Consider the following 25,768-nt stretch of genomic DNA (forward strand, 5'->3'; position numbering starts at 1 on the left):
TGTTGAGTGCCCGTCAGAACTTCATGACCAAAATACCGATCAGTACGAGCCCACAGGCTAAGAGCCTTGGCCTGCCGAAAGGTTCTTTCAGGTAACGCATGCCGAACAGCACCACCAGAATCACGCTGATCTCGCGCAACGCCGCCGCTTCGGCAATAGACCCCAGCTGCATTGCCCACAGCACCAAAGCGTAGCTGAACAACACGCAGAACCCGACCGCCAGCCCCAGTCGCCACTGTTCACGCCAGAACAGCAAGAACGCCGGGCGCTTGCGCACCAACGCCAGCAACGGGAACGGCCAGGCGCTGAGCAACGTGACCCAGACCAGGTAGTCCAGAGGGTGCGACCAGCGCCGTAACGCCTGGCCATCGATGAAGGTGTAGCAGCCGATGCACAGGCCGATCAGCGCCACCACCGGCAACATCGACCACGGCAGACGCGCACCACCACCTCCCTGCCAGAGCAGGCACAGCATGCCGAACGGGATCAACAGGATTCCGAAGACCTGCTGATTCGTCAGCACTTCGCCAGCGAAGATCAGCGTCAGTGCCAGCACCACCAGCGGCGACAGCCCACGCATCAACGGATAGACCAACCCGAGGTCGCCGACCCGATACGCCTGGATCAGCAGATAGCGATAGAGCAATTCGAACGCCGCCGACGCCAGAATCCACGGCCAGATTTCAATCGGTGGCAACGCCACGAACGGCAGCATCAGGGCGACAAACAGCATCGCGACGCTGTCCATGCAGGCCACCACCAGCAGCCTTTCGGCGCTGAATTTGATCAGGGTATTCCACGTCGCGTGCAACAGCGCCGCCACCAACACCAAAGCCGTCGCAAGCAAGGCACACTCCTTTTATTGACCGCCCTCCTTCTTGAATCGGGGGGAGATAATTGATTCGCCATAGGTCAGCAGCTGTTTATACTGCAAGCGACCACGCCGCACTCAGTTGCGCACAGACTAATTCCAATAATTTCTGCCCCTGCCCGCGCTCATCGAGAACGGGCATCGGCATGCGTATGCCTGATCAGAGCGTCAAGACTACCGACAGAGACCTTGCGCATGCCACTCGCCTTGCTCGCCCTCGCTGTTGCCGCGTTCGGCATCGGCACCACTGAATTCGTCATCATGGGCCTGCTGCCCGACGTCGCCCGCGACCTCGCCGTGAGCATTCCCCACGCTGGCCTGTTGATCACCGGCTACGCCCTGGGCGTGGTGTTCGGTGCGCCGATTCTTGCGATCGGCACCGCCAACATGCCGCGCAAAGCCACACTGTTAGGCATGACGCTGATGTTCATCCTCGGCAACGTGCTGTGCGCATTGGCGCCGAACTACGCCACGTTGATGGCCGCGCGAGTGGTCACAGCGTTGTGCCACGGTGCGTTTTTTGGCATTGGCTCGGTGGTCGCGGCCGGTCTGGTCGCGCCGAACAAAAGGGCGCAGGCCATCGCCATGATGTTCACCGGCCTGACGCTGGCCAACGTGCTCGGCGTGCCATTGGGCACCGCGCTCGGGCAATACGCCGGTTGGCGTTCGACGTTTTGGGCGGTCTCGGTGATCGGCGTGATTGCAGCCCTCGCGCAGTGGCTCTGGCTGCCGAAGGACATCGCGATGGACAAGGCCAACCTCGCCAGCGAGTTCAAAGTGCTGGGCAAGGTCAATGTGTTGCTGGCCTTGGGCATGAGTGTGTTGGCGTCGACCAGCCTGTTCAGCGTGTTCACCTACATCGCGCCCATCCTGCAGGACATCACCGGAGTCAGTCCGCACGGCGTGACAATCATGCTGCTGTTGTTTGGCGTCGGCCTGACGGCAGGCAGCATGCTGGGCGGTCGCCTGGCGGACAGCCGATTACTGCCTTCATTGGTGGGAATGGCACTGGCGGTCGCGGTGGTATTGGCTGCCTTTAGCCAGACCAGTCACTCGGTGATTCCGGCGGCGATCACGCTAGTGCTATGGGGGATTTTCGCGTTTGCCCTGTGCCCGATTCTGCAACTGCTGATCATCGATCAGGCGCATGAAGCGCCGAACCTTGGCTCGACGCTGAACCAGAGCGCCTTCAATCTCGGTAATGCGGCGGGTGCCTGGATCGGCGGGCTGGTGGTTGCCAGCGGTGCGGATCTCGCGGACTTGCCGTGGACCGGGGCGCTGGTCAGTGGCCTGACGGTGCTGACCGCGCTGTTCTATATCTTCCTGCAACGTCGCGCAGTGGCTGCGGTCAATGTGTCCGGCTGAACAGGCCGGCATCACTGATTACTTTTTGCTCTTCTGCGGGTCGGGCTCCGAACCCTCATCCGTGGTCTTCTTCGGCGGGCCGCTCTCGCTGCGAATCTGCGCGTGGCTGATCAGCGCGAAGATGAAGCTGCCACCGATGATGTTCCCCGCCAGCGTCGGCCCGGCGAACACCAGCCAGAAATCCTTCCACGGCAACTCGCCGGCAAACACCAGGTACGAGACCTCGGCCGAACCGACCACGATATGGGTGAAATCCCCCAGCGCCATGAGGTAGGTGATGAGGATGATGATCCACATCTTGGCGCTCTCCATGGACGGGATCATCCAGACCATGGTGGCGATCATCCAGCCCGAAACGATGCCTTTGGCGAACATCTGGCTGGCATCGTTTTCCATGATCTTGCGCCCGATATCGAGGAAGGCCAGGTCGGTCTTGCTGTCGAAAATCGGCAGATGCAACATCACGTAGGCCACCAGCAACGTGCCGCAGAGGTTGCCCACCAGCACCACCGACCACAGACGCAGCAACCGGCCGAAATTGTTCAGTGTGGGTTTGGTCATGATCGGCAGCACGGCCGTCAGGGTGTTCTCGGTGAACAGTTGCTGACGGGCGAGGATTACCGCAAGAAAGCCGGCGCAGTAGCCGAAACTGGCGATCACCTTGAAGCCTTCACCGTCCGGCAGTCGGGAATTGAGCAGCCCCATGGCCATCAGCGACAGCCCCATGGTCAGCCCCGCGGCCAAGGCCGACCACCATAAGGCAGCGACGCTGCGCTCGAGCTCCTGATCGCCCTGGGTGCGGATGATTTCGTGCAGCACCGCGGCGCGCGGTGGCTGGTTCTTGTCGACGTCGTGCTGTTCTTCCGGCGACAGGTTTGGGGTCTTGCCGTCTTTTTGCGTGTCCATAGAGCTCCGGAACCGGTGGTGTGTCATGTAGGTACGACACGCGCGGCTCGGAGCTGTTCACTGACCGCCCAACGAAACCGGCTCTGTAGGAGCGAGGCTTGCCCGCGAAGGGTTCACCTCGGTATTGGTGGTGACACAAATGACGCCTTTGCGAGCAAGCTTCGCTCCTACGGGCGCTCGCATTACTCGCTGGCGATATCATCCTTGAACTGGTCTTTGACGTACTTGATCTCGGTCTGGCCGTGCGGCGCGGGCAAGCCGTCTTCACCCAGGTTGACGAAGACAATCTTATCCACCGTCAGGATGCTTTTGCGGGTGATCTTATTGCGTACTTCGCACTTCAGGGTGATGGAGGTACGACCGAACTCGGTGGCGGTGATGCCCAGTTCGATGATGTCGCCCTGACGCGAGGCGCTGACAAAGTTGATTTCGGAAATGTACTTGGTCACCACACGCTGATTGCCCAGCTGGACGATGGCGTAGATCGCCGCTTCTTCATCGAGCCAGCGCAACAGGCTGCCGCCGAACAGCGTGCCGTTGGGGTTGAGGTCTTCGGGTTTTACCCATTTGCGGGTGTGGAAATTCATGTTCACTCCTGAGCGTCTTGCCGAATGATGGGGGGCATCATGGCAGAGCCCGACCTAGAGCTCTATTACGCATCGACTATGGTCTCGATTACCGTTCAGACATTGACCAACAGAAACGCTTTGGAAGTATCGCTCACACGGCTATAATCGCCACCGTTTCAAAACGGTAACGTTCCATTGCTACCGTTTTCCCGCCACCTGTCCGAGGGGCGCTGCAGCAGGTTCGACCTGTCAGGCTCGGATGGGGCGTTGACTGGCCATGTTCGGCCGGACACTAAACGCACAACGGCGCCCATTCGCATACATTACGAATGGAGGCTCTTCATGAGCGCTGTTATCACGCCTGCAGATTTTAACGATTACAAAGTCGCCGACATGTCCCTGGCTGCCTGGGGCCGTCGCGAAACCATCATCGCCGAATCCGAAATGCCAGCCCTGATGGGTCTGCGCCGCAAGTACGCCGGTGAGCAGCCGCTCAAAGGCGCCAAGATCCTCGGCTGCATCCACATGACCATTCAGACTGCCGTGCTGATCGAAACCCTGGTTGCCCTGGGTGCCGAAGTGCGTTGGTCGTCCTGCAACATTTTCTCGACTCAAGACCAGGCCGCTGCCGCTATCGCTGCTGCCGGTATCGCGGTTTATGCCTGGAAAGGCGAAACCGAAGAAGAGTACGAGTGGTGCCTGGAGCAAACCATCCTTAAAGATGGCGCGCCTTGGGATGCCAACATGATCCTCGACGACGGCGGCGACCTGACCGAGCTGCTGCACAAGAAATACCCGGCGATCCTGGACCGCGTCCACGGCGTCACCGAAGAAACCACCACTGGCGTTCACCGCCTGCTGGACATGCTGGCCAAGGGCGAGCTGAAAATCCCGGCCATCAACGTCAACGACTCGGTAACCAAGAGCAAGAACGACAACAAGTACGGCTGCCGTCACAGCCTGAACGATGCGATCAAGCGTGGCACTGACCACCTGCTGTCCGGCAAGCAAGCGCTGGTCATCGGTTACGGTGACGTGGGCAAGGGCTCCGCTCAGTCCCTGCGTCAGGAAGGCATGATCGTCAAGGTCTCCGAAGTCGATCCGATCTGCGCCATGCAAGCCTGCATGGACGGCTACGAGCTGGTTTCGCCGTTCATCGACGGTATCAACAACGGCACCGAAGCCAGCATCGACAAAGCCCTGCTGGGCAAGATCGACCTGATCGTGACCACCACCGGCAACGTCAATGTTTGCGACGCAAACATGCTCAAAGCCCTGAAGAAGCGCGCTGTTGTCTGCAACATCGGCCACTTCGACAACGAAATCGACACCGCTTTCATGCGCAAGAACTGGGCATGGGAAGAAGTGAAGCCACAGGTTCACAAGATCCACCGTACCGGTCCTGGCGCATTCGATGCCCAGAACGACGACTACCTGATCCTGCTGGCCGAAGGCCGTCTGGTTAACTTGGGTAACGCTACCGGTCACCCAAGCCGCATCATGGACGGTTCGTTCGCCAACCAGGTGCTGGCGCAGATCTTCCTGTTCGGCCAGAAGTACGCCGACCTGTCACCAGCCCAGAAAGCCGAGCGTCTGACCGTAGAAGTACTGCCGAAGAAACTCGACGAAGAAGTGGCCCTGGAAATGGTCCGCGGTTTCGGCGGCGTTGTGACTCAACTGACCAAGACCCAGGCCGACTACATCGGCGTGACTGTCGAAGGTCCGTTCAAGCCGCACGCTTACCGCTACTGATCGACCTGCAGCCTGCTCTCCCTTGTGGGAGCGGGCTTTTTGTGGGAGCCGGGCTTGCCCGCGATGGCATCACCTCGGTGTAACTGAAACACCGAGGCGCCTGCATCGCAGGCAAGCCAGCTCCCACAAAAAACCCGATCTCTCATGGGATGTGCAAGCCTCTGGCTTACGCGTTTTCAAGGGTATTCCCATGTCCCAAGACCGTCGCTACAGCTTCGAGTTCTTCCCTACGAAGACCGACGCTGGGCATGAAAAGCTACTCGCCACTGCCCGTCAGCTGGCCACGTACAACCCCGATTTCTTCTCCTGCACCTATGGCGCTGGCGGTTCGACCCGCGATCGCACGCTCAACACCGTGTTGCAGCTCGAAAGCGAAGTCAAAGTCCCGGCCGCACCGCATCTGTCTTGCGTTGGCGACAGCAAGGACGACCTGCGCGGCCTGTTGACTCAATACAAGGCAGCCGGCATCAAGCGTATCGTTGCCCTGCGCGGTGACCTGCCTTCGGGTATGGGCATGGCCAGCGGCGAATTGCGCCACGCCAACGACCTGGTTCAATTCATTCGTGAAGAAACCGGCGATCATTTCCACATCGAAGTCGCCGCCTACCCGGAGATGCATCCGCAAGCGCGCAATTTCGAAGACGATCTGAACAACTTCGTGCGCAAGGCCAACGCTGGCGCCAACAGTGCGATCACCCAGTACTTCTTCAACGCCGACAGCTACTTCTACTTCGTCGAGCGTGTACGGGCGATGGGTGTGAACATCCCGATAGTGCCGGGGATCATGCCGATCACCAACTACAGCAAGCTCGCGCGTTTCTCCGACGCTTGCGGTGCGGAAATCCCGCGCTGGATCCGCAAGCAACTGGAAGCCTACGGCGACGACACCCAGAGCATTCAAGGCTTTGGTGAGCAAGTCATCACCGAGATGTGCGAACGCCTGTTGCAAGGTGGTGCACCGGGCTTGCATTTCTATACTCTTAACCAGGCTGAACCGAGCCTGGCCGTGTGGAACAACCTCAAGCTACCGCGCTGATCGTTTCCACGCAGCAAAACAAGGGCCCTCTTGCGAGGGCCTTTGTACATTCAAAAGAACTTTTGGAATGTGTACTCAATGACGACCGTGCCCTCGACACCACGCCCTCAACTCGTCTATCTGGTTTTCGGCTCCCAGAGCTACCACCAGGAAGCCGTGTTCAGCATTGCCAGTGCCTTGGCCAGGCTGCGTGAAACGCCAGATGCCGCACTCGACATTCAGGTGTTCAGCGACAACCCGCAACCCTACATAAATCTGCCGGTCCGCGTACGCCCTCTCGACGAGGCTACCCGCCGACGCTGGAACGAACCCCACGGCTATCACTTCCGCGCCAAACATGTCGCGTTGCGTACAGTTCTTGAAGAATCCGAAACGGCTCTACTAATCGACACCGACACGTTTTTCCACTGCTCGCCGGTCAAATTGTTTGAACGCATGCAACCCGGCACCCTGCTGTGTAATGACTACTACACCCACTACGGTAACAACAAAGAAAACGTGCTCTACCGTGCGCTCGCGGCGCCCCTCCTGCAAAGAGGCCTGGCTGACGATCAAATGATGCTGCTCAACTCCGGCGTCATCGGTTTGTACCAGCAGGATGCGCACGTGCTTGATCGCTCGATTGCACTGATCGACGAATTGTTTCCGTCAGCACGGGGGGTATACACCCTTGAAGAGTTCTGTTTGTCCGTCGCAGCCTACCGGACGCTGAACGTCAAAAAGTGCCCGGACCTGATCCATCACTACTGGAGCCGCAAGCAATTGTTCAGGGCCAAGGTCCAGGCCTGGATTAAAAAACATGCCGATGCACCGACCGGTCAGGCAGCATTGGACGACACCAGCCGCGTGTCGGCGCAGCTTCCGCGGCCACCGCGTTCCCAGCGAATGCTCTACAAAGTCATCACCCTGATGCTGCCAAGGCATCTGCGCCAGTTCATTCGCGAGATCCTCTACGGCTGCTATGAACACCTCAACGAGTTCGACAGAGCCTGCGGACCGGTCTGGTGGGACAAGGCGCTACAGAATCAGCAGGAACGCCTCGGCACTCCTGTTTGTCAGCACCTGCTTGAAGATTGGTTCAACAACGGCCTGGTTAAACTAATCCTTGGTGGGCGGCATAGGTCGATTCACGAACACTTGCTCAATACGTCGAGCAAATAGAGACGTCGCACCCAATCTGCTCATATACCGCGCCAAACAGGCAAGCCAGAGCTTCTCATTAGGCGTTCAGCGTACTAACCTCAGGCCATGCCGATCATTGTCCAGCTGCTGACCGTTGCGCTTTTTACTTGCCTGAGCTTCGCCGCTTGGGGCGAGAAACTGCGCATTGTCACCGAGCCGTGGGCGCCTTACGTGTATGAAGAAAATGGCAAGGCCCTGGGCCTGGACTACGAAACCACGGCGATTGTCTTCAAGCGCCTGGGGATCGAAGTGGACTGGCAGTTCCTACCGTGGAAACGCTGCTTGTCGATGCTTGAAACGGGCCAGGCGGATGGCGCGCTGGACATTTTTCACAGCGATGAACGCGACGCCACCTTGCTCTACCCCAGCGAACCGCTGTCGGAAGTCGAGTTCGTGATGTTCTACGCCAACGAGCGGCCCCGTCCCTTCCGCACCCTGGACGACCTGAAAGGCCTGACCGTCGGCACCTCGCCGGGCTATCTCTATAGCAAGGATTTCAGCGAATCGACCCTGTTCACTCGGGAGCCGGCGCCGACTCATGAAGCCAACTTCGGCAAACTGGTGCGCGGGCGGATCGACCTGCTGATCACTGATCGCCGGGTCGGGCAGCACTTGCTCGACGAATTGGGCATCCGCGACAAGATCACCGAAAACCCCACCGTCATCAGCCACCAGAGCCAGTTTTTGGCGGTACGCCGTAACGCCGGCATGGATTTGCTGGTGCAGCGTTTTGGTGCCGAGCTCAAGCGCTTCAAGCGCGAGCCCGCCTACGCTGAGCTCAGCGCCCGTTATGGCGCAGGCCCGGGGGTGCAAGCCGCCGCCACCTCCACCGTAAAAACCGTTGAGCAGCAGGAAAGCAGCGCGCAGTGATTGCTCTGTTATACTCCGGCGTTCCCGCCAGGCTCACGCCCGGACGCTCGGACTTGTTCAAGGCATCTCGATCCGCTACAGCGCAGCTTTCCAGCCCGCGCGAGCACTCCAGACGAGCTTTCAAGGCCCAGCAGGACCGGACGGGATTGCGTTCCTCTTAAACGCCATTCGCGCCAGGCAAGACTCCCATTGGGCCAAGCCCTAACTAAAACAGGATTACTCATGTCCTTTGCTTCCCTCGGTCTCTCCGAGGCTTTAGTCCGCGCCATCGAGGCAGCGGGCTATACCGAGCCTACTCCGGTGCAACAGCGGGCAATTCCCGCCGTGTTGCAAGGTCGCGACCTGATGGTTGCGGCTCAGACAGGTACTGGTAAAACCGGCGGCTTCGCCCTTCCGATTCTGGAGCGGTTGTTTCCGGGCGGTCACCCGGACAAATCACAGCGTCACGGCCCGCGCCAACCACGCGTATTGGTCCTGACCCCTACCCGCGAACTCGCGGCTCAAGTACACGAGAGCTTCAAGGTCTATGCCCGTGACCTGAAGTTCGTCAGCGCCTGCATCTTCGGCGGTGTCGGTATGAACCCCCAGGTTCAGGCCATGTCCCGTGGTGTTGACGTGCTGGTGGCCTGCCCTGGCCGCCTGCTCGACCTCGCTGGCCAAGGCAGCGTCGATTTGTCCCACGTGGAAATCCTCGTACTGGACGAAGCCGACCGCATGCTCGACATGGGCTTTGTCCATGACGTGAAGAAGGTCCTGGCTCGTCTGCCGAGCAAACGCCAGAACCTGCTGTTCTCAGCGACCTTCTCCAAAGACATCACCGACCTTGCTGGCAAGCTGCTGCACAACCCGGAACGCATCGAAGTCACGCCACCGAACACCACGGTCGAGCGCATCGAGCAACGCGTCTTCCGCCTGCCAGCAAACCACAAGCGTTCGCTGCTGGCGCACCTGATCACCGCTGGCGCCTGGGAACAGGTCCTGGTGTTCACCCGCACCAAGCACGGCGCCAACCGTCTGGCCGAGTACCTGGACAAACACGGCCTCAGCGCCGTCGCGATCCACGGCAACAAGAGCCAGAACGCCCGCACCAAAGCCCTGGCAGACTTCAAGGCCGGTGAAGTGCGCATTCTGGTAGCCACCGACATCGCCGCTCGCGGCCTCGACATCGATCAGTTGCCACACGTGGTCAACTTCGAACTGCCGAACGTCGACGAAGATTACGTTCACCGTATCGGCCGTACCGGCCGCGCCGGTCGTTCGGGCGAGGCGATCTCGCTGGTCGCTCCGGACGAAGAAAAGCTGCTGAAAAGCATCGAGCGCATGACCAAGCAGAAGATTGCCGACGGCAACCTGATGGGCTTCGACTCCAGCGCTGTAGAAGCCGAAAAACCAGAAGTCCGCGAGCGTCCGGATGTGCGTAACCCGCGCAACCCACGTGGCCCGCGCGGCGACGGTCCGAACGGCACCGGCGGTGGCGGCGGTCGTAAAGACAAGGGCAAGGACAAGGGCGGCAAGGAAAAACCTGCAGCCACTGGCCGCGGCGATCGCCCGGCCCGTGAACACAAGCCCCGCGAAGGCACCCCGGCTCGCGAGCAACAGCGCCCGGCCCCTCGCGCCGCAGCTGATCGTGCTCCGGATGAGTTCCTGGACGATGACGTGGATAACTTCGGTAACCGCGTCGACTACGTACCTCAAGCCAAACCGGCCCAGGGTCGTGGCCGCCGTCCGGGTGCTCCGGCACCAGGCGCGGCAGCCGGCGCAGGTGCTCCACGCACCGGCGGCAAGCCTCAGGGTCGCCAAAGCGGTCCGCGCAGCAGCGACGGCGCCACCACCGGCACGCCACCGGCCAAGCGCAGCGGCCCACGCAACGGCGCTCCACGTGACGGCCAGGCCCGCCGCGAAGAGTCGCGCAATCGTCGCCCGGCCCGTGATGATCAGCCGCGTTCCGAACCTGCCGTGCAAAACCCGCGCGGCCCGGCACCGAAGATCATTCACAAGGAGTCGAAAACCGATCGTTTCCCGACTCCAGAGCAACTTGATCAACTGCCAGGCCGTCCGCGCGGTGAGAAGCCAGCGTTGCTGACCCGCAATCGCTGATTTAGCACTGCCATGAAAAATGCCCCTGATCTCACGATCCGGGGCATTTTTTTGGCCTGACAAAAATCCTGTGGGAGCGGACTTGCCCGCGATGGCGTCAGTTCAGCAAACATCCATGTTGCCTGACCCACCGCTATCGCGGGCAAGCCCGCTCCCACAAGGATTGGCATCGCCTGTAAAGGTTTTGTCAGGCAATAAAAAACGCCCCCGACCATAAGGCCGGGGGCGTTTTTGTTCAGGCGGCGAAAATTACTTCGCTTTCACACCTTCAAACGTCACGTACAGATCGACCGCATCGGACGATGGGCCCAGGTCTTTCTGTTTGCCGAAATCGGAACGCTTGATGCTGGTGGTGCCTTCGAAGCCGGCACGGTAGCCGCCCCATGGATCCTTACCTTCGCCCAGGAAGGTAGCCTTGACCACCACTGGTTTGGTCACGCCCAGGATAGTCAGGTCGCCAGTCACGTCAGCAGTGTCTTTGCCAGCGGCGTTCTTGCCGGTGGATTTGACGCTGGTGGAGACGAACTTGGCTTTAGACCCGTCCAGGAAGTCTTTGCTGGAGATGTGCTTGTCGCGCTCGGCGTTGTTGGTAAACACGCTGGCGGTGTTCACATTGAACTCGATCTTGCTGTCTTCAGGCTTGGCAGCGTCGAAGCTGAACTTGCCGTCGATATCCTTGAAGGTACCGGTGATGTAGCTGTAGCCCAAGTGGCTGATCTTGAAGTCAACGAAGGCGTGCTGGCCTTCTTTGTCGACCACGTAGTCAGCCGCCATCGCGTGAGCGGACAGCAGAGCCGAACCGATTGCCAGAGCAGCGAGTGTTTTTTTCAACATGCTTTCTATTCCTTTGGAGTCGAGGTTGAACTTCAGGCTTTGCGGCCCAGCATTCGAGTGAGGGTCGCATCACGATCGATAAAGTGGTGCTTCAATGCTGCCAACGCATGGAGACCGGAAAAAATTACCAATGCCCACGCCAGATACAGATGAATCACACCGGCGGTGTCTGCTTGGTCCGGTAGTCCGGAAACCAGCGCAGGAACTTCAAACAGGCCAAACACCGAAATCCCGACACCGTCTGCGGTGGAAATCAGGTATCCGGCAATCATCACAGCAAACAGACCGAGGTACAGGAACGAATGACCGAACTTGGCGCCCAGACGCGTCATGCGGCTATACGTTTCCAGTGTCGGGGGTGGCGGGCTGATAAAGCGCCACAACACCCGCAGGACCATGACAGCCAACAACACCAGGCCAATGCTCTTATGCAATTCCGGCGCGTCTTTGCGCCAGGTGCTGTAGTAGTCGAGACCGACCATCCACAAGCCCAACGCGAACAAACCGAAGACTGCCAGCGCCACGCCCCAGTGCATGAAGATGCTGACCCAACCGTAGCGCGAAGAAGAGTTACGTAGCTGCATTGCCCAAATCCTGTGAGAACTGCGACCAAGACTATCGACTTATCTATCGAATTAAAGCGGAAAATTTTGCTTTGAAATATCGAGAAATACGATCAAGAGTCTGAAATAGAGTCGTTAAGGAAAGATTAAAGACCAATGTGTGAGAAAAAATGAAGTCCAACCAAGGAACACCTGCGCCACAAGGTTTATTCGATTCTTGTGATTGGTTTCTTTCAGGTATAAAAAAACGCGGCATTTCTGCCGCGTTTCTTTGAGTGACAAAAGCTTACTGCGCTTTGGTTTCCGTTGCCGGGGTCGTAGTAGTTTTTGCCGCTGGTTTCTTCGCTGTTTCAGCTTTCTTCGCCGGGGCTTTGGCCGGAGCTTTTTTGGCTTCGGTCTTGGCAGCAGGCTTTTTCACCGCGGCTTTCTTGGCCGGCTCGGCTTTCGCCGGGGTCACTGGCTTCGGTGCTTCAACCGGAGCGGGTGCTGGAGTCGGTGCCGGCGCTGGAGCAGGCGCCGGTGCTACCGGAGCGACTGGCTCTGCTGCCTTCACCGGCTCAGGCTTCTTGTCGTCATCAGACGAGCCACCAAACAGGTTGGTGAAGAAGTTACCTTTCTTCGCCGCCACCGCGCCGGCCGCTACAGCGGTCGCTGCCGGAACAACCTTCGCAGGCTCAAACGACTTGCCCGCCGCCAAGTCTTCAACCTGACTGGCCGCGCGCTGACCGGTGCGCAATGCGCCTTCCAGCGTGCCCGGGTACAAGGTGTCGGTGTGTTCGCCAGCGAACGCTACGCGCTGCAGCGGACGTTCCCACAGGCGCCAGTATTTGCTGATCTGGCCCGGGCCGAAGGCCAGGTAAGCGCCGCCCATCGAAGGGTCGGTGCTGTAGCGGCGGATTTCATAGCCGGTGAACGAGCCGCGTGCCTGTGGATAAAACGCGTGCAGACGAATCAGCACCTGGTCGACCATCTGCTTGTCGCCGAACGCCTGCATGACGCGTGCGTTGTCGCCGGACAGGTTGATCACCACGTTGGCGCCACCCTTCAGCGCCGGCTCGACCCACAACATGCCCAGGCCGGTGTTGCTGTAGATCTCGCCGGACATGCGCGCCTTGCTTTCCCATACCGGCGTCTTGAACTTCAGCATGATCTGGTCACGCCAGCCGTAGTTGGTGCCCTTGATGGCGCCCAGGTGCTGAGCATCCAGCCCCGGGGTCATCTGGATCTTGTTCAGGGCGCGCAACGGCACGGCCACCACCACGTAGTCAGCCTGATAGCCAACGCTGCCGACTTTGACGGTCACGCCGTCCTTGTCCTGGGTGATGGACGAGACCGGGGAACTGGTCTTGATGGTTTTCAGCTGTTTGACGAAGGCCTGGGCCAGCACCGGGCTACCGCCGAGCAGGCGCGAGGCGCGCAGGTCACGGTCGGAAACGCCACGGTAAACACGGCTCTGCTGTGCGAAATACAGCAGCGACAGACGCGAAGGTTCGTCGTAACGGGTACGAATCTGCTGGTTCACCAACTGGCGTGCAGTGGCCGGCAGGCTCAGACGGTCGAGCCAGTTGGAGACGTTGATCTGATCCAGAGCGTGCAGCGTATTGTTGGCCGCCGGGTTCTGAGGATCTTCGATCGAACGCGCCAGATCATCCACGGTCTTTTCGTAGCGCTTGAGCGCTTCGGCGGTGGCCGGCTCCTTGGTGGCCAGATCGGCAGCGGTGTAATACACGCCATCGATCAGGTAGCTCGGGACACGCACGAATTCCGGGGCTGGCGTGGTGCTCAGCTTGAAGGTCGATACGTATTTGTTCAGCACCGGCTGGGTCTTGTCGTTGCCGATCCACTCGCTGGTGGCCATGCCGGAACGACCGCCCAGGCTCGGTTTGGCTTCCAGCAGGGTCACCTGCCAGCCTTTGTTCTGCAGTTCATAAGCGGCAGTAAGGCCCGAGAGCCCGCCGCCGATCACGATCGCCGTTTTATCCTTGGCCAGCGCAGACACGCTGAACAGCCCCAACATCACCAGCGCACAGGCGCGCAGCCAACCAGCAGACATTCAGCGAACTCCGGAAATACACAAGGAAATAGCGGTTTTACGAGTCAGACGACTCAAAGAACCGCGAAGAATACGTCAGCCATCAAAAGGCCGCCAGCAACGTCTATCGACCTATACAAAGTAGCTCAATCGACACAATGGGTTGTCCCCGTGCGATGCATTGCATAGGCTTGCGCGATTGTTTGCCCGCGAAACCAGCGAGCCGCCTCGAGGAGACTGAACATGGGCCTGAATAATCAGTGGATGCAACGCGATCTCGCGGTGTTGTGGCATCCCTGCACCCAGATGAAAGACCACGAACAGCTGCCGCTGATCCCGATCAAGCGCGGTGAAGGCGTGTGGCTGGAAGACTTCGAAGGCAAACGTTACCTCGACGCCGTCAGCTCCTGGTGGGTCAACGTGTTTGGCCACGCCAACCCGCGCATCAACCAGCGCATCAAGGATCAGGTTGATCAGCTGGAGCACGTGATTCTCGCCGGGTTCAGCCATCAACCGGTGATCGAGCTGTCCGAGCGCCTGGTGAAGATGACGCCGGAAGGCCTGACCCGGTGCTTCTACGCCGATAACGGTTCGTCCTGCATCGAAGTCGCGCTGAAGATGAGCTTTCACTACTGGCTCAACCGCGGCCAGCCGAACAAGAAGCGCTTCGTCACCCTGACCAACAGCTACCACGGCGAAACCATGGCGGCGATGTCGGTGGGCGACGTGCCGCTGTTTACCGAAACCTACAAGGCGCTGCTGCTGGACACCATCAAGGTGCCGAGCCCCGATTGCTACCTGCGCCCGGAAGGCATGAGCTGGGAAGAGCACTCGCGCAACATGTTCGCTGCCATGGAACAGACCCTGGCCGAGCATCACGACACCGTCGCGGCGGTGATCGTCGAGCCGCTGATCCAGGGCGCGGGCGGCATGCGCATGTATCACCCGGTGTATCTGAAACTGCTGCGCGAAGCCTGTGATCGCTACGGCGTGCACCTGATCCACGACGAAATCGCCGTCGGCTTCGGCCGCACCGGGACGATGTTCGCTTGTGAGCAGGCCGGCATCCGCCCGGACTTTCTCTGCCTGTCCAAGGCCCTGACTGGCGGTTATCTGCCGTTGGCGGCGTGCGTGACGACCGAAGATGTCTACAGCGCGTTCTACGACGACTACCCGACCCTGCGTGCCTTCCTGCATTCGCACAGCTACACCGGCAATCCGCTGGCGTGCGCGGCGGCTTTGGCGACGCTGGACATCTTCGAAGAAGACAACGTCATCGAGAACAACAAGGCATTGGCGCAGCGCATGGCCACCGCCACCGCGCATTTGGTCGATCACCCGAACGTTTCGGAAGTGCGCCAGACCGGCATGGTGCTGGCCATCGAGATGGTCAAGGACAAAGCGACCAAGGAAGCCTATCCGTGGCAGGAGCGTCGCGGCTTGAAGGTGTTCCAGCATGCGTTAGAGCGCGGTGCTTTACTTCGACCGTTGGGTAGCGTGGTGTATTTCCTGCCGCCATACGTGATCACGCCGGAGCAGATCGATTTTCTGGCGGAAGTGGCCAGTGAAGGGATCGACATCGCTACTCGCGATAGCGTCAGTGTTTCGGTGCCGAAAGACTTCCACCCCGGTTTCCGCGATCCGGGCTAACAGTCACTGAAGAACCCCTGTGGCGAGGGGGCTTGCTCCCGCTGGACTGCGCAGCAGTCCCTCTTATGGGGCCGCTTCGCTACCCAGCGGGAGCAAGCTCCCTCGCCACAAAAGCAACTCCGATCCAATTTTTCGAGACCCAGCATGAGACTGTCCCGCTTCTTTATCGACGCCCCCTTGAGCACCGGCGAACACGAGCTGCCCGAGGCCCAGGCCCATTACATCAGCCGTGTGCTGCGCATGGCCGAGGGTGATGCGCTGCAATTGTTCGACGGCTCGGGACAGGAGTTTCGCGCCACGCTGATAGAGGTCGGCAAGAAGCGCGTCGTCGTGCAGATCGATGAAAGCTTCGCCGGGCAAATCGAGTCGCCCTTGCAGATCCACCTCGGCCAGGGCCTATCCCGAGGCGAGCGCATGGACTGGGCGATTCAGAAAGCCACCGAACTGGGCGTCACCGAAATCACCCCGATCTTCAGTGACCGCTGTGAAGTCCGCCTGAAGGACGAACGCGCCGACAAACGCCTGATGCATTGGCGCCAGGTGGCGATCAGCGCGTGCGAGCAGTGCGGGCGTTCACGAGTGCCGGTGATTCATCCGCCGCTGTTGTTGGCCGACTGGTTGAAGCAGACCGAGGCGGAATTGAAATTGGTGCTGCATCCGGTGGCGGAGCCGTTGGTGAATCATGCCAAACCGGCGACGTTGGCGTTTCTGATCGGGCCTGAGGGTGGGTTGTCGGATACGGAAGTTGATCAGGCAAAAGAGGCTGGTTTCCATGCTGCCCGCCTTGGGCCTCGGGTGTTGCGCACCGAGACTGCGCCAGTGGTTGCACTGGCGGTTGCCCAACAACTTTGGGGGGATTTCTAGGCCGCCATCGCTAGCAGGCTAGCTCCCACATTGAATCTTGGGTGTTCACCCTTTTCATGTTCACTGGAGATCTCCTGTGGGAGCTAGCCTGCTAGCGATTGGCCGCGACGCGGTTTAAAGGACATAAAACAAAATCGCGACAAAGTGCAGCACACTCCCCGCGATCACGAACAAATGCCAGATCCCGTGCGCATGCCGCAGCCGATGATCCAGGGCAAAAAAGACAATCCCCACGGTGTACAACACCCCGCCCGACGCCAGCCAGGCAAAACCGGTACTGCCCAGCGCCGCGAGCAATGGTTTGACCGCCACCAGCACAATCCAGCCCATCACCGCATAAATCACGATCGACAGGACCCGCGCTTCCGAACGCGGCTTGATCTCTTGCAGGATGCCGATCAGCGCCAGCCCCCAGACAATCCCGAATAACGTCCAGCCCCACGGCCCGCGCAAGGTCACCAGGCAAAACGGCGTGTAACTGCCGGCAATCAGCAGGTAGATCGAAAAGTGATCGACCTTCTGCATGATCGCTTTCTTGCGCCCGCGCACGCTGTGGTAAACGGTCGATGCGCTGTACAGCACCATCAAGGTAAACCCGTAAATCGCCACGCTGACGATCTTCCATGGGCTGCCGTCCATGCTGGCAATCACCAGCATCCACACCACCCCGACCGTCGCCGCCACCGCCCCGACCAGATGCGTCCAGGCGTTCAATCTTTCCCCGTGATACATGTATTGCTTACCTCAAAATTCGCTACAACATTGCGCAAGGCTCAGGCCTTGAGATTAAAAGCGCAATGTTTCAGATCACAATTCCCCTCATACGTGCACAATCGAGCCATACGAATAAGAGTCCACGCCATGCTGATCGACGAAGAGTTGACCCTGAAAAAACTCGAGGTGTTCCTCGCTTTCATGCGCACCGGCAATCTGGCCCGGGCGGCCGCCGAGTTGCAGACCAGCAACGTCAGCGTGCACCGCGCCATTCACTCCCTGGAAAGCGCCCTGCGCTGCCCACTGTTCAAACACGAAGGCCGCAACCTGACACCGCTGGAAAGCGCCTACGTGCTGGAAGAACGCGCGCAGAAGCTGATTCAGGACGTGGTCGAAACCGTGCGCCTGACCCGCGAAGCGGCCGGGTTCTCGGCTGAACGCTTCAAGCTTGGCTCGTTGTATTCGCTGACGGTAAAGACGGTGCCGCAGCTGATCATGGGCCTGAAAATCCGTCGCAGCGAGCTCAACATCGACCTGATCCTCGGCTCGAATTTCGACCTGCTGTACAAGCTCAAGAACATGGAAGTCGACGCGATCCTGGTGTCTCTGGACGACAGCGTCAACGACCCGGACTGCGAGCAGATTCCGCTGTTTTCCGATGACATTTTCCTGGCCACGCCGGCGGATTCGAAGTTTGCCCAACGGGCAGAAGTGGACCTGGCCGAAGTGCGCGACGAAACCTTCATCACGCTCACTCAGGGGTTTGCCACGCACCAGGACGGCAATCGGGTGTTCAAGCAGGCGGGGTTCGAGCCGAAGGTGGCGATGCAGGTTAACGACATCTTCACCCTGTTAAGCATGGTCAGTTCGGGAGTGGGTTATGCGTTGCTGCCGGGGCGGATTGCGGCGGTGTATGAGAACCGGGTGAAGCTGATCCCGTTGCAGGAAAAGTACCGGTTGCAGCAGCACATCGGCGTGGTGTTTTTGAAGGCCAAGGAGCGTGATCCGAATCTGCTGGCGTTGTTGGCGGAGTGTCGGATGTATGCCAATCGCCAGGCTTGAGACCGAGTTGGCCCCTATCGCCAGCAGGCTGGCTCCCACAGTGGAAGTGCAAACACTATTCCCCTGTGGGAGCTAGCCTGCTAGCGATGGCGACAGCCCAGACAACTCAGAATCTGAAGTCAGCCCACAATCCCGCGAACAATGAAGTACAACAACGAAGGCCCCAGCAGACATCCAAGCCCGGTATGGAACGTCGCAGTCAACGCGCCATACGGCACCAACCGCCGATCCGTCGCCGCCAGCCCGGCGGTCACACCGCTGACAGTGCCGGCCAACCCGCCAAACACCATCGCCGAGCGCGGGTTATCCAAGCCCATCCATTTCGCCGCCATCGGCGTGCCGACCATCACGAAAATCGCCTTGATCAACCCGGTGGCAATCGACAACGCCACCACGTCCGAACTCGCGCCAATCGCCGCGCCAGTCACCGGCCCGACGATGTACGTCACTGCGCCCGCGCCAATGGTGGTCATACTGATCGCATCACGATAACCGAATACCCAGGCCATGCTCGCGCCGACAATGAACGGCAGGATTGTGCCCAGCAGCAGCGCAATCACGCCAATCAACCCGGCCTTTTTCGCTTCGGTGGCCTGCACTTCGAACGCCGTGGCAACGATGGCAAAGTCCCGCAGCATCGCGCCGCCCATCAAACCAATGCCGGAGAACAGCGTCAGGTCCGCCAGGCCTTTTTGCCCGCCGGTCATGGTGCCGCCGACCCAGGCCAGCACCAGCCCGATGACAATGGCAATCGCCGAGCCGTGAATCCGTCCGAACGTCAACCGTTTGGACAACACCACCGACACCCACATGATCACACCAACGAAGGCGAACGCCGTGACCAAGCCGTTATGTTCCAGGCCTTTCTCGATGAGATCCCACATATCAGCGACCTCCTACTGGCGTGCCGACCGGGGTGATTTCCTCGGGCTCATCGGGCAAGGGTTCGCCTTTGTGAGTGCGGCTGATCAGCGCAATCGTGCAGCCGCAGATCACCACCGAACCGATCGCCGCCAGCACCGCCACCGGGCCGCCGTGCAGCGCCGTCACGACGTTCTGTTGCGCGGCCATTGCGACCACTACCGGAATGTACATCGCGCCCCAGAAGCCGACGCCCATCTCGCAATCCTTGGTCATGCCGCCGTGTCTTTGCATCCACAACCGCGCGCAGATCAGCAGGATCATCGCGATCCCGACCCCGCCCACGTTGGATTTGACGCCCAATAACACGCCAAGCGCATCGCCCATGATCACCCCTGCCAGCGTACAGATCGCCAACAGCGCCACACCATAAATAATCATTGTTGTTGTCCTCAAAGTGCATCGTCGAATGTTGTTTTTGTTGTTCGAAGGCCTGAGTCGGTGTTTAAGGTTGGCGGCTTCCCTCCTCACGCAACAGCGCCTGCAAGGTGTCGAGGCGAGCACCGTCGAAGGCAATGACGGTGCCCTGCTCGAACACCCGGCGCGCCAGCCCGGTCAGCACCGCACCGGGCGGCAGTTCGATCTGTAGACGCACGCCACGCTCGTAAGCGCTTTGCACGGTGCCGCGCCAATCCACCACGCGGCACATGTTGAAAGCGAGGTCGTCGCGCAAGGCTTCAATGTTGATGATCGGCCGGGCGCGGCTGCCGCTCAGGTAGCCCAATGTCGGTGTTTTCAGTTGCACGTTGGCGAAGGCTTCGGCCAGGGTTTTCGCCGGAGTTTCCAACAGAGGGCAATGGGACGGCACGCTGACCGCCAGACGTTTTGCCAGACCTGCACCGCGACCTCGGGCCAGCTCTGCGACGGTTTTCATTGCTGCATCGCTGCCGGCGATGACCACCTGATTATCAGCATTGATATTGGCCAGATAAACCGGCGTATCGACGCTGTGAATCTGCGCCAGCAACCCTTCCACCGTCGCCAGCTCCAGGCCGATAATCGCCGTCATGCCGTAGCCCTGTGGATAAGCTTGTTGCATCAACTCGCCGCGCAGGCTGACCAGATGCAGCGCATCGCTGAAGCCCAGGGCACCCGCCACCACGGCTGCCGGATAGGCACCGATGGACAATCCCGCCACGTAATCCGGCGTCATTGATAACTGGCGTGAAGCCGCGACACCGGCAATCAGCAGGCAAAGTTGAACCGCCCGTGTCGACTTCAACGCTTCGGCGGAATCGAGTAGCAAAGTGTCTTCACCCAGCACGTCATTCGCCTCGATCACTGCTTCGCGAGGCAAACGATGGAGCATGCCCGGCTGCTGCGCGCCTTGCCCTGGGAACACCAGCAAACTGCTCACGCTGCTGGCTCCCATGGATCAACAACCAGGCAGGCTTCATGGGCGTTTTTCAGCAAAATCCGGCGGGCAGGCCCGGCCCATTCGCGCAGGGCGACGGCGCCGAAAGGCGTCTGCAACTGCATGTCTACCTGACACGCAGCCGCCTCCAAAATCTTCACCAGCGCCTGCGCCTTCAATCGATCCAGCGGTTGCGGCGTGCGCAGGATCAGGTCGAGATCACTGCCCTCGTGCAAGGCCTGAACACCGCTGGCCAATTCAAACCCGGCGCTGCCGCTGACGCCCCACACCCAACCACAACCATCGAGCAGCGGCCGCAGTTGATTGAGGGCGCGCACTGCCGGCAAATCGCGCTCAATCAAGTCATGACAAAGGTCTTCCGGTTTGACGCGGCGAGCAATCGCATCGTTCGACATCACCGTCGCAAAACGCTGCTCACGCAACAGCCCACGCACTCCGACCGCGACGCGCCCCGGCGCACTCAACGCACGCCGAACCACCACCGGCTGACCCGCGCGGATCGACTCGATCACCCAAGTAGGCGCGTCCCCCGGCAGCTGCTCCAGGGTCATGCCCCAGAGCAGGTCGTGGGCCAGAAACGTATTCACCACTGCGCTCTCAGCAGTTCGCGAACCTTGCTCGAGGCTGCGCGGTTGGTCGCGCCCAAGCGGCCGCTCAGGTCTCGCCCCGTGGCGGCAACATCGCCGATTGCCTGATTCAGACATTCAGTCACTCGCGCCAGATCGGCGGCGGTGGGCTGTTCAATCTGCTCGACCGACAAGGTTTCCCAAAGCAATCCCAGACTCGCATAGCTGTCGATGTCATAGGCCATCGGCGGCACGCTGGCAGCCAGGGCCTCAAGCTCCTCGACACTGCGCAACGTCACCCGAGCCGCCGATGCCTTGCCCATCGCATGCACCATCACGCCCGGATCACGCAGGGCAATCAAGCGATTGGCCTGATACCCATGGGCCAGAAACGCCCCGGACATCGCCTTGCCCACCAACAAACCGATCACCGCATGGCCGGCCAACCGGGCGCGGGCATAACTGTCCGCCGCACCGGCCAACGCCTGATGAATCCCCAGCGCTTCTTCGCGCCGGCCATAAGCCTGACTCGGCACATCGACAATGGCGATCAGGGCGCGTTTGTGCGGTTTATCCGTGTCTGCGGCGATGACCTCATCCACCGCCTTGGCCAAGCCCCAGCCTTCCAGCAGACCGACCTCACCATTGCGAGCGCGGACGAAACGGTTGTCGGGATCAGCCACCACCGCGATAAAGCGAACAGGCTGGTCACCCAATACGCCGTCAGCCGCTTTCAATGAAGGAGGCAAACCATCAACCGGTTTCGCCCCCGCACTCAAGGCGTTGAACCAGTTCAAACCTCTCAGGGAATAGGTGCTCATGGGCGCTCTCCTTGATACAGATCGCGAACCGTCGGCGGCTCGATTTGCGGCTCGGCGTCCAGACGGGCCAGCCGTTGCAGGAACAGTTCGGCCTGACGGCTGCGTTGCTGTTCCGGCAAACCTTGCTTGAGCAATTCGCCGACCTGCTGCTGAATCTGCGCCACGTCGTCGGCGACATAACGGTCCACCAAACCGCTGGCGAAACGCTGCTCGCCACCGGTCAGGCTCCAGATGAAAGGACGATCGCGAGAGTCATATTCCTCAAGCCCCGCTTCCTGCTCAATTACTTGCGGGCCATTCAAGCCGAGGCGCGCTTCCTGAGTCACCAGCAAATAGCTGCACAACCCGGCGGCAATCGACATGCCGCCAAAGCAGCCGACGCTGCCGGCGACGATACCAACGACCGGCTGGTATTGGCGCAGATCGACAATCGCCGCATGGATATCGGCAATCGCCGCCAGTCCGAGGTTGGCTTCCTGCAAACGCACGCCGCCGGTTTCCAGCAGCAACACCGCGCGGGTCGGAATGCCATTGCGGTTATCTTCGGCCGCCAGTTCCAGCGCACCGGCCATTTTCGCTCCGCCGACTTCGCCAAGGCTGCCGCCCTGAAACGCACCTTCGATGGCGGCAATGACCACCGGCAAACCACCAATGCTGCCCTTGGCGATCACCACGCCGTCATCGGCTTGCGGCACCACGCCCTGGCGCGACAGCCACGGCGACATGACGCGTTGAAACGGGTCGAGCAATTCGCGGAAGGTACCGGCGTCGAGCAAGGCTTTCGCCCGTTGCCGGGCGCCGAGTTCGACGAAGCTGTGCTTCTGGAGGAGATCAGTCATGGCCAATTTCCTCAAAGCCTTGTTCCAGACGCAAGCGCACCACGCCGGGGGTCGCGCCGAAGTCGTGGATATCGATGGCCATGGCGGGCGGTGTCTGGCCATCGAACATCCGCGCAAACAGATGCTGCCAGCGTTGTTCCGCGCCATTGACCGAGGTCTGCACCTTGATCGTCAATTTGCCGGCCTGACCCGGTTCGATCAGCACTTCCAGATCGCCCGAACCGACACAGCCCACCAGCGTGCGGCCCCGTGGCGGCTGCCCGGCGGGGAATTCAAAGGATAAGGTTTCCATCAGAAAGCTCCGGACTCGATGCGGTCGATAAACAGGCAGGCGGCGAGCAAATCCGCTGCACCACCGGGCGACGCATTCAATGCGATTAATTGTTCGTCCAATTCGTGCAGACGGCGGCGACCGGCGAGGCTGGCACTGCCGCCCGCATCAAGCACCGCTTGGGCACCAAGCTGCATGGTGTGCAGGCCTTGTTCGCCAGCGCGATAGAGCACGCAGGTGTCGGCCAGGTTCGTCATGATTGCGAGCAAGGCATCGAGCCGGGCGTTCTGCTCGCCATGGCCCAAGGCGCGGCTGCGTTTGAGTTGTGGCAGCGCACGTTTCAGCACCGAAGGAAAGCCGAGTTGGGCTTCTTCACGGGCACCGCGAGCGCCGTAGCGTTGGGCGACTTGAGCGCCATGGCTGAGTGGACGTGGCGCGTAACGGTCGTCGATTAACGCGAGGCGTGCAGCACGCAAAGCCATCGAGCCTGCCGCACTGGATTCAGGTTCAAGCGCGCAGGCCGTGACCAACAGACCCAGGGCCCAGATCGCCCCGCGATGGGTGTTCACACCGCCGGTGGTGGCGAGCATCGCTTGCTCCCCTTCCCGACCAATCCGTCCCACAGCCTCGCGCAGCGGCAAACCGACTTCGCCACACTCAATGGCCGCTTCCGCCATTTCCTTGAACGCCGGCCACAGCGACAGCGCCGAGGCGTGCATCAGCCCCAGGTGCAAATCGGTGTGCGCGCCATTGCCACGACGGTCGACCAATGCCGGTTTCGGCGACAGGTCCGCTTCGTCGATCAGCGCGTCCACCGCCAGGTCCGCCAGCCGTTCAGCCAGGGAAAGCGTTTTCGGTTGCAGGTTGAATGCGTGCATTACCAGCTCCTGAACTTGGCGGGCGGGTTGTAGAGGCCACCGGACCACTCAACCAGATCGGCCACGCTTTTGGCCGCGAGCAATTCGCGGGTGGCGTCGGTGCGGCGGATGCCGAGGTCTTCGGGCAAGGCGATCAGGCCTTCGCGGCGCATGCGGGCGGTGTCTTTCGGGTTGTGGCGCAGGCCGATGGCGGTCACTCCGGCGACGGCGGCGATCATCGCCTGCCGCTCTTCAAGGGAGCGGGCCTTGTACAAATAGGCGATGCCTTCTTCGGTCAGCAAGTGAGTGACGTCGTCGCCGTAAACCATGATCGGCGCCAGCGGCATGCCGCTTTTTTTCGCCACCTCTATCGCATCGAGGGTTTCGACGAAGGTCGGTTTGCCGCCCTCCTGGAACGTCTCGACCATTTGCACCACGAGTTTTTTGCCGCGTTCGAGCAAGGCTTCGGGCGCGTCGTCATGGCGCATGTCGAGCCAGGCCGGCGTGCTATGACGGCGACCACGCGGGTCGTGGCCCATGTTCGGTGCGCCGCCGAAACCGGCGAGGCGCCCGCGGGTCACGGTGGAAGAATGACCGTCGCCATCGACTTGCAGGGTTGCGCCGATGAACAGATCGACCGCGTATTGCCCGGCCAGTTGGCAGAACATCCGGTTGGAGCGCAGGGAGCCGTCGCGCCCGGTAAAGAACACGTCAGGCCGGGCGGCGATGTAGTTTTCCATCCCCAGTTCAGTGCCGAAACAATGCACGCTTTCGACCCAGCCGCTTTCAATCGCAGGGATCAACGTCGGGTGCGGATTGAGCGTCCAGTTGCGGCAGATCTTGCCTTTGAGGCCGAGGGATTCGCCGTAGGTCGGCAGGATCAGTTCAATGGCAGCGGTGTTGAAACCGATGCCGTGATTCAGGGATTGGACGTTGTGTTTTTCGTAGATCCCGCGGATCGCCATCATCGCCATCAATATGTGCACAGGCTTGATGTGCCGTGGGTCGCGGGTGAACAGCGGTTCGATGTAGAACGGCTTGTCGGCCACCACCACGAAATCGACCCAGGACGCGGGGATGTCGACGCGTGGCAGGTCGCTGACATCGTCCACCAGTTGATTGACCTGGACGATGACGATGCCGTCACTGAAGGCGGCCGGTTCGATCAATGCGGGCGTGTCTTCGGTGCTCGGGCCGGTGTAGATGTTGCCGGCGCGGTCGGCCATGAAACCGGCCGAGAGCACGACGTTGGGAATCAGGTCGACCACCAGCCGCGCATAGAGCTCGATGTAGGTGTGGATCGCACCGATTTCCAGCAGGCCGTCTTCAAGCAACTGGCTGATGCGCAGGCTCTGGGTGCCGGCGAAGGAGAAGTCGAGCTTGCGGGCGATGCCCCGCTCAAACAGGTCCAGGTGCTCGGAGCGACCGACGCTGGGCATGATCATGTGCAAGTCATGCAGCTTGGCGGGATCGGCCTTGGCCAGGGAGCGGGACAGGAAATCCGCCTGCTTCTGGTTGTTGCCCTCCAGCACCACGCGGTCGCCGGGCAGGATCAAGGCCTCCAGCGCTGCGACGATGTTGTCGGTGGGCAAGACCACACCGTCGGCCAGACCGCGCACAAGCTCGAGACGCCGCTGCTTTTCGCTGCGCCGCCGCGTCCATCGCGAGTCGGGGGATATTGTTGTTGTCATGACCACTCCACGGGTTCGCTGTCGTGGGAGTCACCTTAGGAGCGTTGGGTGGGGGCATCA

The 25,768-nt window shown here is 60.5% G+C and carries 25 protein-coding genes and 1 riboswitch; of the genes, 9 read left to right on the plus strand and 16 right to left on the minus strand.

The genetic code is table 11. From position 1 onward, the window contains the following. Positions 1-13 precede the first annotated feature (13 nt). Complete coding sequence (locus ACA075_RS28300) at positions 14-847, minus strand: EamA family transporter (protein ID WP_497296430.1); 834 nt, start codon at positions 845-847, stop codon at positions 14-16. Positions 848-1,066: 219 nt separating this feature from the next. Between ACA075_RS28300 and ACA075_RS28305 the strand changes: the two genes are divergently transcribed. Next, a complete protein-coding gene (locus tag ACA075_RS28305) occupies positions 1,067-2,236 on the plus strand; it encodes an MFS transporter (RefSeq protein WP_497296431.1) in 1,170 nt (389 codons plus the stop codon). 18 nt (positions 2,237-2,254) lie between these two features. On the opposite strand, the gene ACA075_RS28310 is transcribed toward ACA075_RS28305, so the two are convergent. Together ACA075_RS28310 and ACA075_RS28315 are read right to left on the minus strand one after the other, a co-directional pair. After that, complete coding sequence (locus ACA075_RS28310) at positions 2,255-3,142, minus strand: formate/nitrite transporter family protein (protein ID WP_497296432.1); 888 nt, start codon at positions 3,140-3,142, stop codon at positions 2,255-2,257. A gap of 182 nt (positions 3,143-3,324) precedes the next feature. Further along, on the minus strand, positions 3,325-3,729 hold the full coding sequence (locus ACA075_RS28315; protein WP_109635529.1) for an acyl-CoA thioesterase: 405 nt from the start codon (positions 3,727-3,729) through the stop codon (positions 3,325-3,327). A 198-nt stretch (positions 3,730-3,927) separates the two neighbouring features. Beyond that, positions 3,928-4,030: riboswitch (S-adenosyl-L-homocysteine riboswitch) on the plus strand. A 23-nt stretch (positions 4,031-4,053) separates the two neighbouring features. Between ACA075_RS28315 and ahcY the strand changes: the two genes are divergently transcribed. The 5 genes from ahcY to rhlE2 all read left to right on the plus strand — a co-directional run bounded on the left by ahcY (position 4,054) and on the right by rhlE2 (position 10,648). Continuing rightward, positions 4,054-5,463, plus strand: coding sequence for an adenosylhomocysteinase (gene ahcY / locus ACA075_RS28320; protein ID WP_077747242.1), 1,410 nt, complete (start codon positions 4,054-4,056; stop codon positions 5,461-5,463). A gap of 190 nt (positions 5,464-5,653) precedes the next feature. Further along, positions 5,654-6,499, plus strand: a complete 846-nt coding sequence (gene metF / locus ACA075_RS28325) for a methylenetetrahydrofolate reductase [NAD(P)H] (RefSeq protein WP_219095080.1) — start codon at positions 5,654-5,656, stop codon at positions 6,497-6,499. A 78-nt stretch (positions 6,500-6,577) separates the two neighbouring features. Next, complete coding sequence (locus tag ACA075_RS28330) at positions 6,578-7,660, plus strand: hypothetical protein (protein WP_497296433.1); 1,083 nt, start codon at positions 6,578-6,580, stop codon at positions 7,658-7,660. Positions 7,661-7,747: 87 nt separating this feature from the next. Then, positions 7,748-8,551 carry a substrate-binding periplasmic protein gene (locus ACA075_RS28335; protein ID WP_497296434.1) on the plus strand — a complete coding sequence of 268 codons (804 nt, stop codon included), beginning with the start codon at positions 7,748-7,750 and terminating at the stop codon, positions 8,549-8,551. Between the two features lie 222 nt (positions 8,552-8,773). Then, positions 8,774-10,648 carry an RNA helicase RhlE2 gene (gene rhlE2 / locus ACA075_RS28340; RefSeq protein WP_497296435.1) on the plus strand — a complete coding sequence of 625 codons (1,875 nt, stop codon included), beginning with the start codon at positions 8,774-8,776 and terminating at the stop codon, positions 10,646-10,648. 249 nt (positions 10,649-10,897) lie between these two features. Here the strand turns inward: rhlE2 and ACA075_RS28345 are convergent, their stop codons facing one another. From ACA075_RS28345 to ACA075_RS28355, 3 genes are all read right to left on the minus strand, one after another. Beyond that, complete coding sequence (locus ACA075_RS28345; protein WP_497296436.1) at positions 10,898-11,482, minus strand: YceI family protein; 585 nt, start codon at positions 11,480-11,482, stop codon at positions 10,898-10,900. 32 nt (positions 11,483-11,514) lie between these two features. Next, positions 11,515-12,066, minus strand: a complete 552-nt coding sequence (locus ACA075_RS28350; protein ID WP_497296437.1) for a cytochrome b — start codon at positions 12,064-12,066, stop codon at positions 11,515-11,517. A 265-nt stretch (positions 12,067-12,331) separates the two neighbouring features. Beyond that, on the minus strand, positions 12,332-14,098 hold the full coding sequence (locus ACA075_RS28355; RefSeq protein ID WP_497296438.1) for a flavin monoamine oxidase family protein: 1,767 nt from the start codon (positions 14,096-14,098) through the stop codon (positions 12,332-12,334). Positions 14,099-14,320: 222 nt separating this feature from the next. Between ACA075_RS28355 and ACA075_RS28360 the strand changes: the two genes are divergently transcribed. Together ACA075_RS28360 and ACA075_RS28365 are read left to right on the plus strand one after the other, a co-directional pair. Continuing rightward, entirely contained in the window at positions 14,321-15,727 is a 1,407-nt protein-coding gene (locus ACA075_RS28360) for an adenosylmethionine--8-amino-7-oxononanoate transaminase (protein WP_497296439.1), read from the plus strand. Positions 15,728-15,871: 144 nt separating this feature from the next. Next, complete coding sequence (locus tag ACA075_RS28365; RefSeq protein WP_497296440.1) at positions 15,872-16,591, plus strand: 16S rRNA (uracil(1498)-N(3))-methyltransferase; 720 nt, start codon at positions 15,872-15,874, stop codon at positions 16,589-16,591. 114 nt (positions 16,592-16,705) lie between these two features. Here ACA075_RS28365 and trhA read toward each other — a convergent pair whose 3' ends face one another. Continuing rightward, positions 16,706-17,323, minus strand: a complete 618-nt coding sequence (gene trhA, locus ACA075_RS28370) for a PAQR family membrane homeostasis protein TrhA (RefSeq protein ID WP_497296441.1) — start codon at positions 17,321-17,323, stop codon at positions 16,706-16,708. 129 nt (positions 17,324-17,452) lie between these two features. On the opposite strand from trhA, the gene ACA075_RS28375 reads away from it, so the two are divergent. After that, entirely contained in the window at positions 17,453-18,367 is a 915-nt protein-coding gene (locus tag ACA075_RS28375; RefSeq protein ID WP_077747236.1) for a LysR family transcriptional regulator, read from the plus strand. Positions 18,368-18,486: 119 nt separating this feature from the next. Here the strand turns inward: ACA075_RS28375 and madM are convergent, their stop codons facing one another. The 9 genes from madM to mdcA all read right to left on the minus strand — a co-directional run bounded on the left by madM (position 18,487) and on the right by mdcA (position 25,708). Next, positions 18,487-19,251 (minus strand): malonate transporter subunit MadM, encoded by a 765-nt coding sequence (gene madM, locus ACA075_RS28380; RefSeq protein WP_497296442.1) that lies wholly within the window; start codon positions 19,249-19,251, stop codon positions 18,487-18,489. Position 19,252: 1 nt separating this feature from the next. Beyond that, positions 19,253-19,669: a malonate transporter subunit MadL gene (gene madL, locus ACA075_RS28385; RefSeq protein ID WP_219095070.1), complete on the minus strand. Its 417-nt coding sequence runs from the start codon at positions 19,667-19,669 to the stop codon at positions 19,253-19,255. 64 nt (positions 19,670-19,733) lie between these two features. Beyond that, positions 19,734-20,645: a malonate decarboxylase subunit epsilon gene (gene mdcH, locus ACA075_RS28390; protein ID WP_497296443.1), complete on the minus strand. Its 912-nt coding sequence runs from the start codon at positions 20,643-20,645 to the stop codon at positions 19,734-19,736. After that, positions 20,642-21,253 carry a malonate decarboxylase holo-ACP synthase gene (locus ACA075_RS28395; RefSeq protein ID WP_497296444.1) on the minus strand — a complete coding sequence of 204 codons (612 nt, stop codon included), beginning with the start codon at positions 21,251-21,253 and terminating at the stop codon, positions 20,642-20,644. The genes mdcH and ACA075_RS28395 overlap by 4 nt, the downstream gene beginning before the upstream one ends. Continuing rightward, complete coding sequence (gene mdcE, locus ACA075_RS28400) at positions 21,247-22,050, minus strand: biotin-independent malonate decarboxylase subunit gamma (RefSeq protein ID WP_497296445.1); 804 nt, start codon at positions 22,048-22,050, stop codon at positions 21,247-21,249. The genes ACA075_RS28395 and mdcE overlap by 7 nt, the downstream gene beginning before the upstream one ends. Then, positions 22,047-22,889 (minus strand): biotin-independent malonate decarboxylase subunit beta, encoded by an 843-nt coding sequence (locus tag ACA075_RS28405; RefSeq protein WP_497296446.1) that lies wholly within the window; start codon positions 22,887-22,889, stop codon positions 22,047-22,049. Before ACA075_RS28405 ends, mdcE begins: the two co-directional genes overlap by 4 nt. Further along, a complete protein-coding gene (locus ACA075_RS28410; protein ID WP_008026217.1) occupies positions 22,882-23,181 on the minus strand; it encodes a malonate decarboxylase subunit delta in 300 nt (99 codons plus the stop codon). Before ACA075_RS28410 ends, ACA075_RS28405 begins: the two co-directional genes overlap by 8 nt. Then, the gene (locus ACA075_RS28415; protein ID WP_497296447.1) at positions 23,181-24,038 is read right to left on the minus strand and encodes a triphosphoribosyl-dephospho-CoA synthase; all 858 of its coding nucleotides are present in this window, start codon (positions 24,036-24,038) and stop codon (positions 23,181-23,183) included. Before ACA075_RS28415 ends, ACA075_RS28410 begins: the two co-directional genes overlap by 1 nt. After that, positions 24,038-25,708, minus strand: coding sequence for a malonate decarboxylase subunit alpha (mdcA, locus tag ACA075_RS28420; RefSeq protein ID WP_497296448.1), 1,671 nt, complete (start codon positions 25,706-25,708; stop codon positions 24,038-24,040). Before mdcA ends, ACA075_RS28415 begins: the two co-directional genes overlap by 1 nt. Positions 25,709-25,768: the final 60 nt, after the last annotated feature.

The organism is Pseudomonas sp. LBUM1663 (assembly GCF_059695905.1).

What these genes read in the sequence shown, in the direction of transcription:
- ACA075_RS28335 (WP_497296434.1), top strand. Translation starts at nt 7,748, where the DNA reads ATGCCGATCATTGTCCAGCTGCTGACCGTTGCGCTTTTTACTTGCCTG.
- ACA075_RS28365 (WP_497296440.1), top strand. Translation starts at nt 15,872, where the DNA reads ATGAGACTGTCCCGCTTCTTTATCGACGCCCCCTTGAGCACCGGCGAA.
- madM (WP_497296442.1), bottom strand. Translation starts at nt 19,251, where the DNA reads ATGTGGGATCTCATCGAGAAAGGCCTGGAACATAACGGCTTGGTCACG.
- ACA075_RS28410 (WP_008026217.1), bottom strand. Translation starts at nt 23,181, where the DNA reads ATGGAAACCTTATCCTTTGAATTCCCCGCCGGGCAGCCGCCACGGGGC.
- ACA075_RS28360 (WP_497296439.1), top strand. Translation starts at nt 14,321, where the DNA reads ATGGGCCTGAATAATCAGTGGATGCAACGCGATCTCGCGGTGTTGTGG.
- ACA075_RS28375 (WP_077747236.1), top strand. Translation starts at nt 17,453, where the DNA reads ATGCTGATCGACGAAGAGTTGACCCTGAAAAAACTCGAGGTGTTCCTC.
- trhA (WP_497296441.1), bottom strand. Translation starts at nt 17,323, where the DNA reads ATGTATCACGGGGAAAGATTGAACGCCTGGACGCATCTGGTCGGGGCG.
- ACA075_RS28355 (WP_497296438.1), bottom strand. Translation starts at nt 14,098, where the DNA reads ATGTCTGCTGGTTGGCTGCGCGCCTGTGCGCTGGTGATGTTGGGGCTG.
- metF (WP_219095080.1), top strand. Translation starts at nt 5,654, where the DNA reads ATGTCCCAAGACCGTCGCTACAGCTTCGAGTTCTTCCCTACGAAGACC.
- mdcE (WP_497296445.1), bottom strand. Translation starts at nt 22,050, where the DNA reads ATGAGCACCTATTCCCTGAGAGGTTTGAACTGGTTCAACGCCTTGAGT.
- ACA075_RS28415 (WP_497296447.1), bottom strand. Translation starts at nt 24,038, where the DNA reads ATGCACGCATTCAACCTGCAACCGAAAACGCTTTCCCTGGCTGAACGG.
- ACA075_RS28310 (WP_497296432.1), bottom strand. Translation starts at nt 3,142, where the DNA reads ATGGACACGCAAAAAGACGGCAAGACCCCAAACCTGTCGCCGGAAGAA.
- mdcA (WP_497296448.1), bottom strand. Translation starts at nt 25,708, where the DNA reads ATGACAACAACAATATCCCCCGACTCGCGATGGACGCGGCGGCGCAGC.
- ACA075_RS28345 (WP_497296436.1), bottom strand. Translation starts at nt 11,482, where the DNA reads ATGTTGAAAAAAACACTCGCTGCTCTGGCAATCGGTTCGGCTCTGCTG.
- ACA075_RS28305 (WP_497296431.1), top strand. Translation starts at nt 1,067, where the DNA reads ATGCCACTCGCCTTGCTCGCCCTCGCTGTTGCCGCGTTCGGCATCGGC.
- rhlE2 (WP_497296435.1), top strand. Translation starts at nt 8,774, where the DNA reads ATGTCCTTTGCTTCCCTCGGTCTCTCCGAGGCTTTAGTCCGCGCCATC.
- ahcY (WP_077747242.1), top strand. Translation starts at nt 4,054, where the DNA reads ATGAGCGCTGTTATCACGCCTGCAGATTTTAACGATTACAAAGTCGCC.
- ACA075_RS28405 (WP_497296446.1), bottom strand. Translation starts at nt 22,889, where the DNA reads ATGACTGATCTCCTCCAGAAGCACAGCTTCGTCGAACTCGGCGCCCGG.
- ACA075_RS28330 (WP_497296433.1), top strand. Translation starts at nt 6,578, where the DNA reads ATGACGACCGTGCCCTCGACACCACGCCCTCAACTCGTCTATCTGGTT.
- ACA075_RS28315 (WP_109635529.1), bottom strand. Translation starts at nt 3,729, where the DNA reads ATGAATTTCCACACCCGCAAATGGGTAAAACCCGAAGACCTCAACCCC.
- ACA075_RS28350 (WP_497296437.1), bottom strand. Translation starts at nt 12,066, where the DNA reads ATGCAGCTACGTAACTCTTCTTCGCGCTACGGTTGGGTCAGCATCTTC.
- madL (WP_219095070.1), bottom strand. Translation starts at nt 19,669, where the DNA reads ATGATTATTTATGGTGTGGCGCTGTTGGCGATCTGTACGCTGGCAGGG.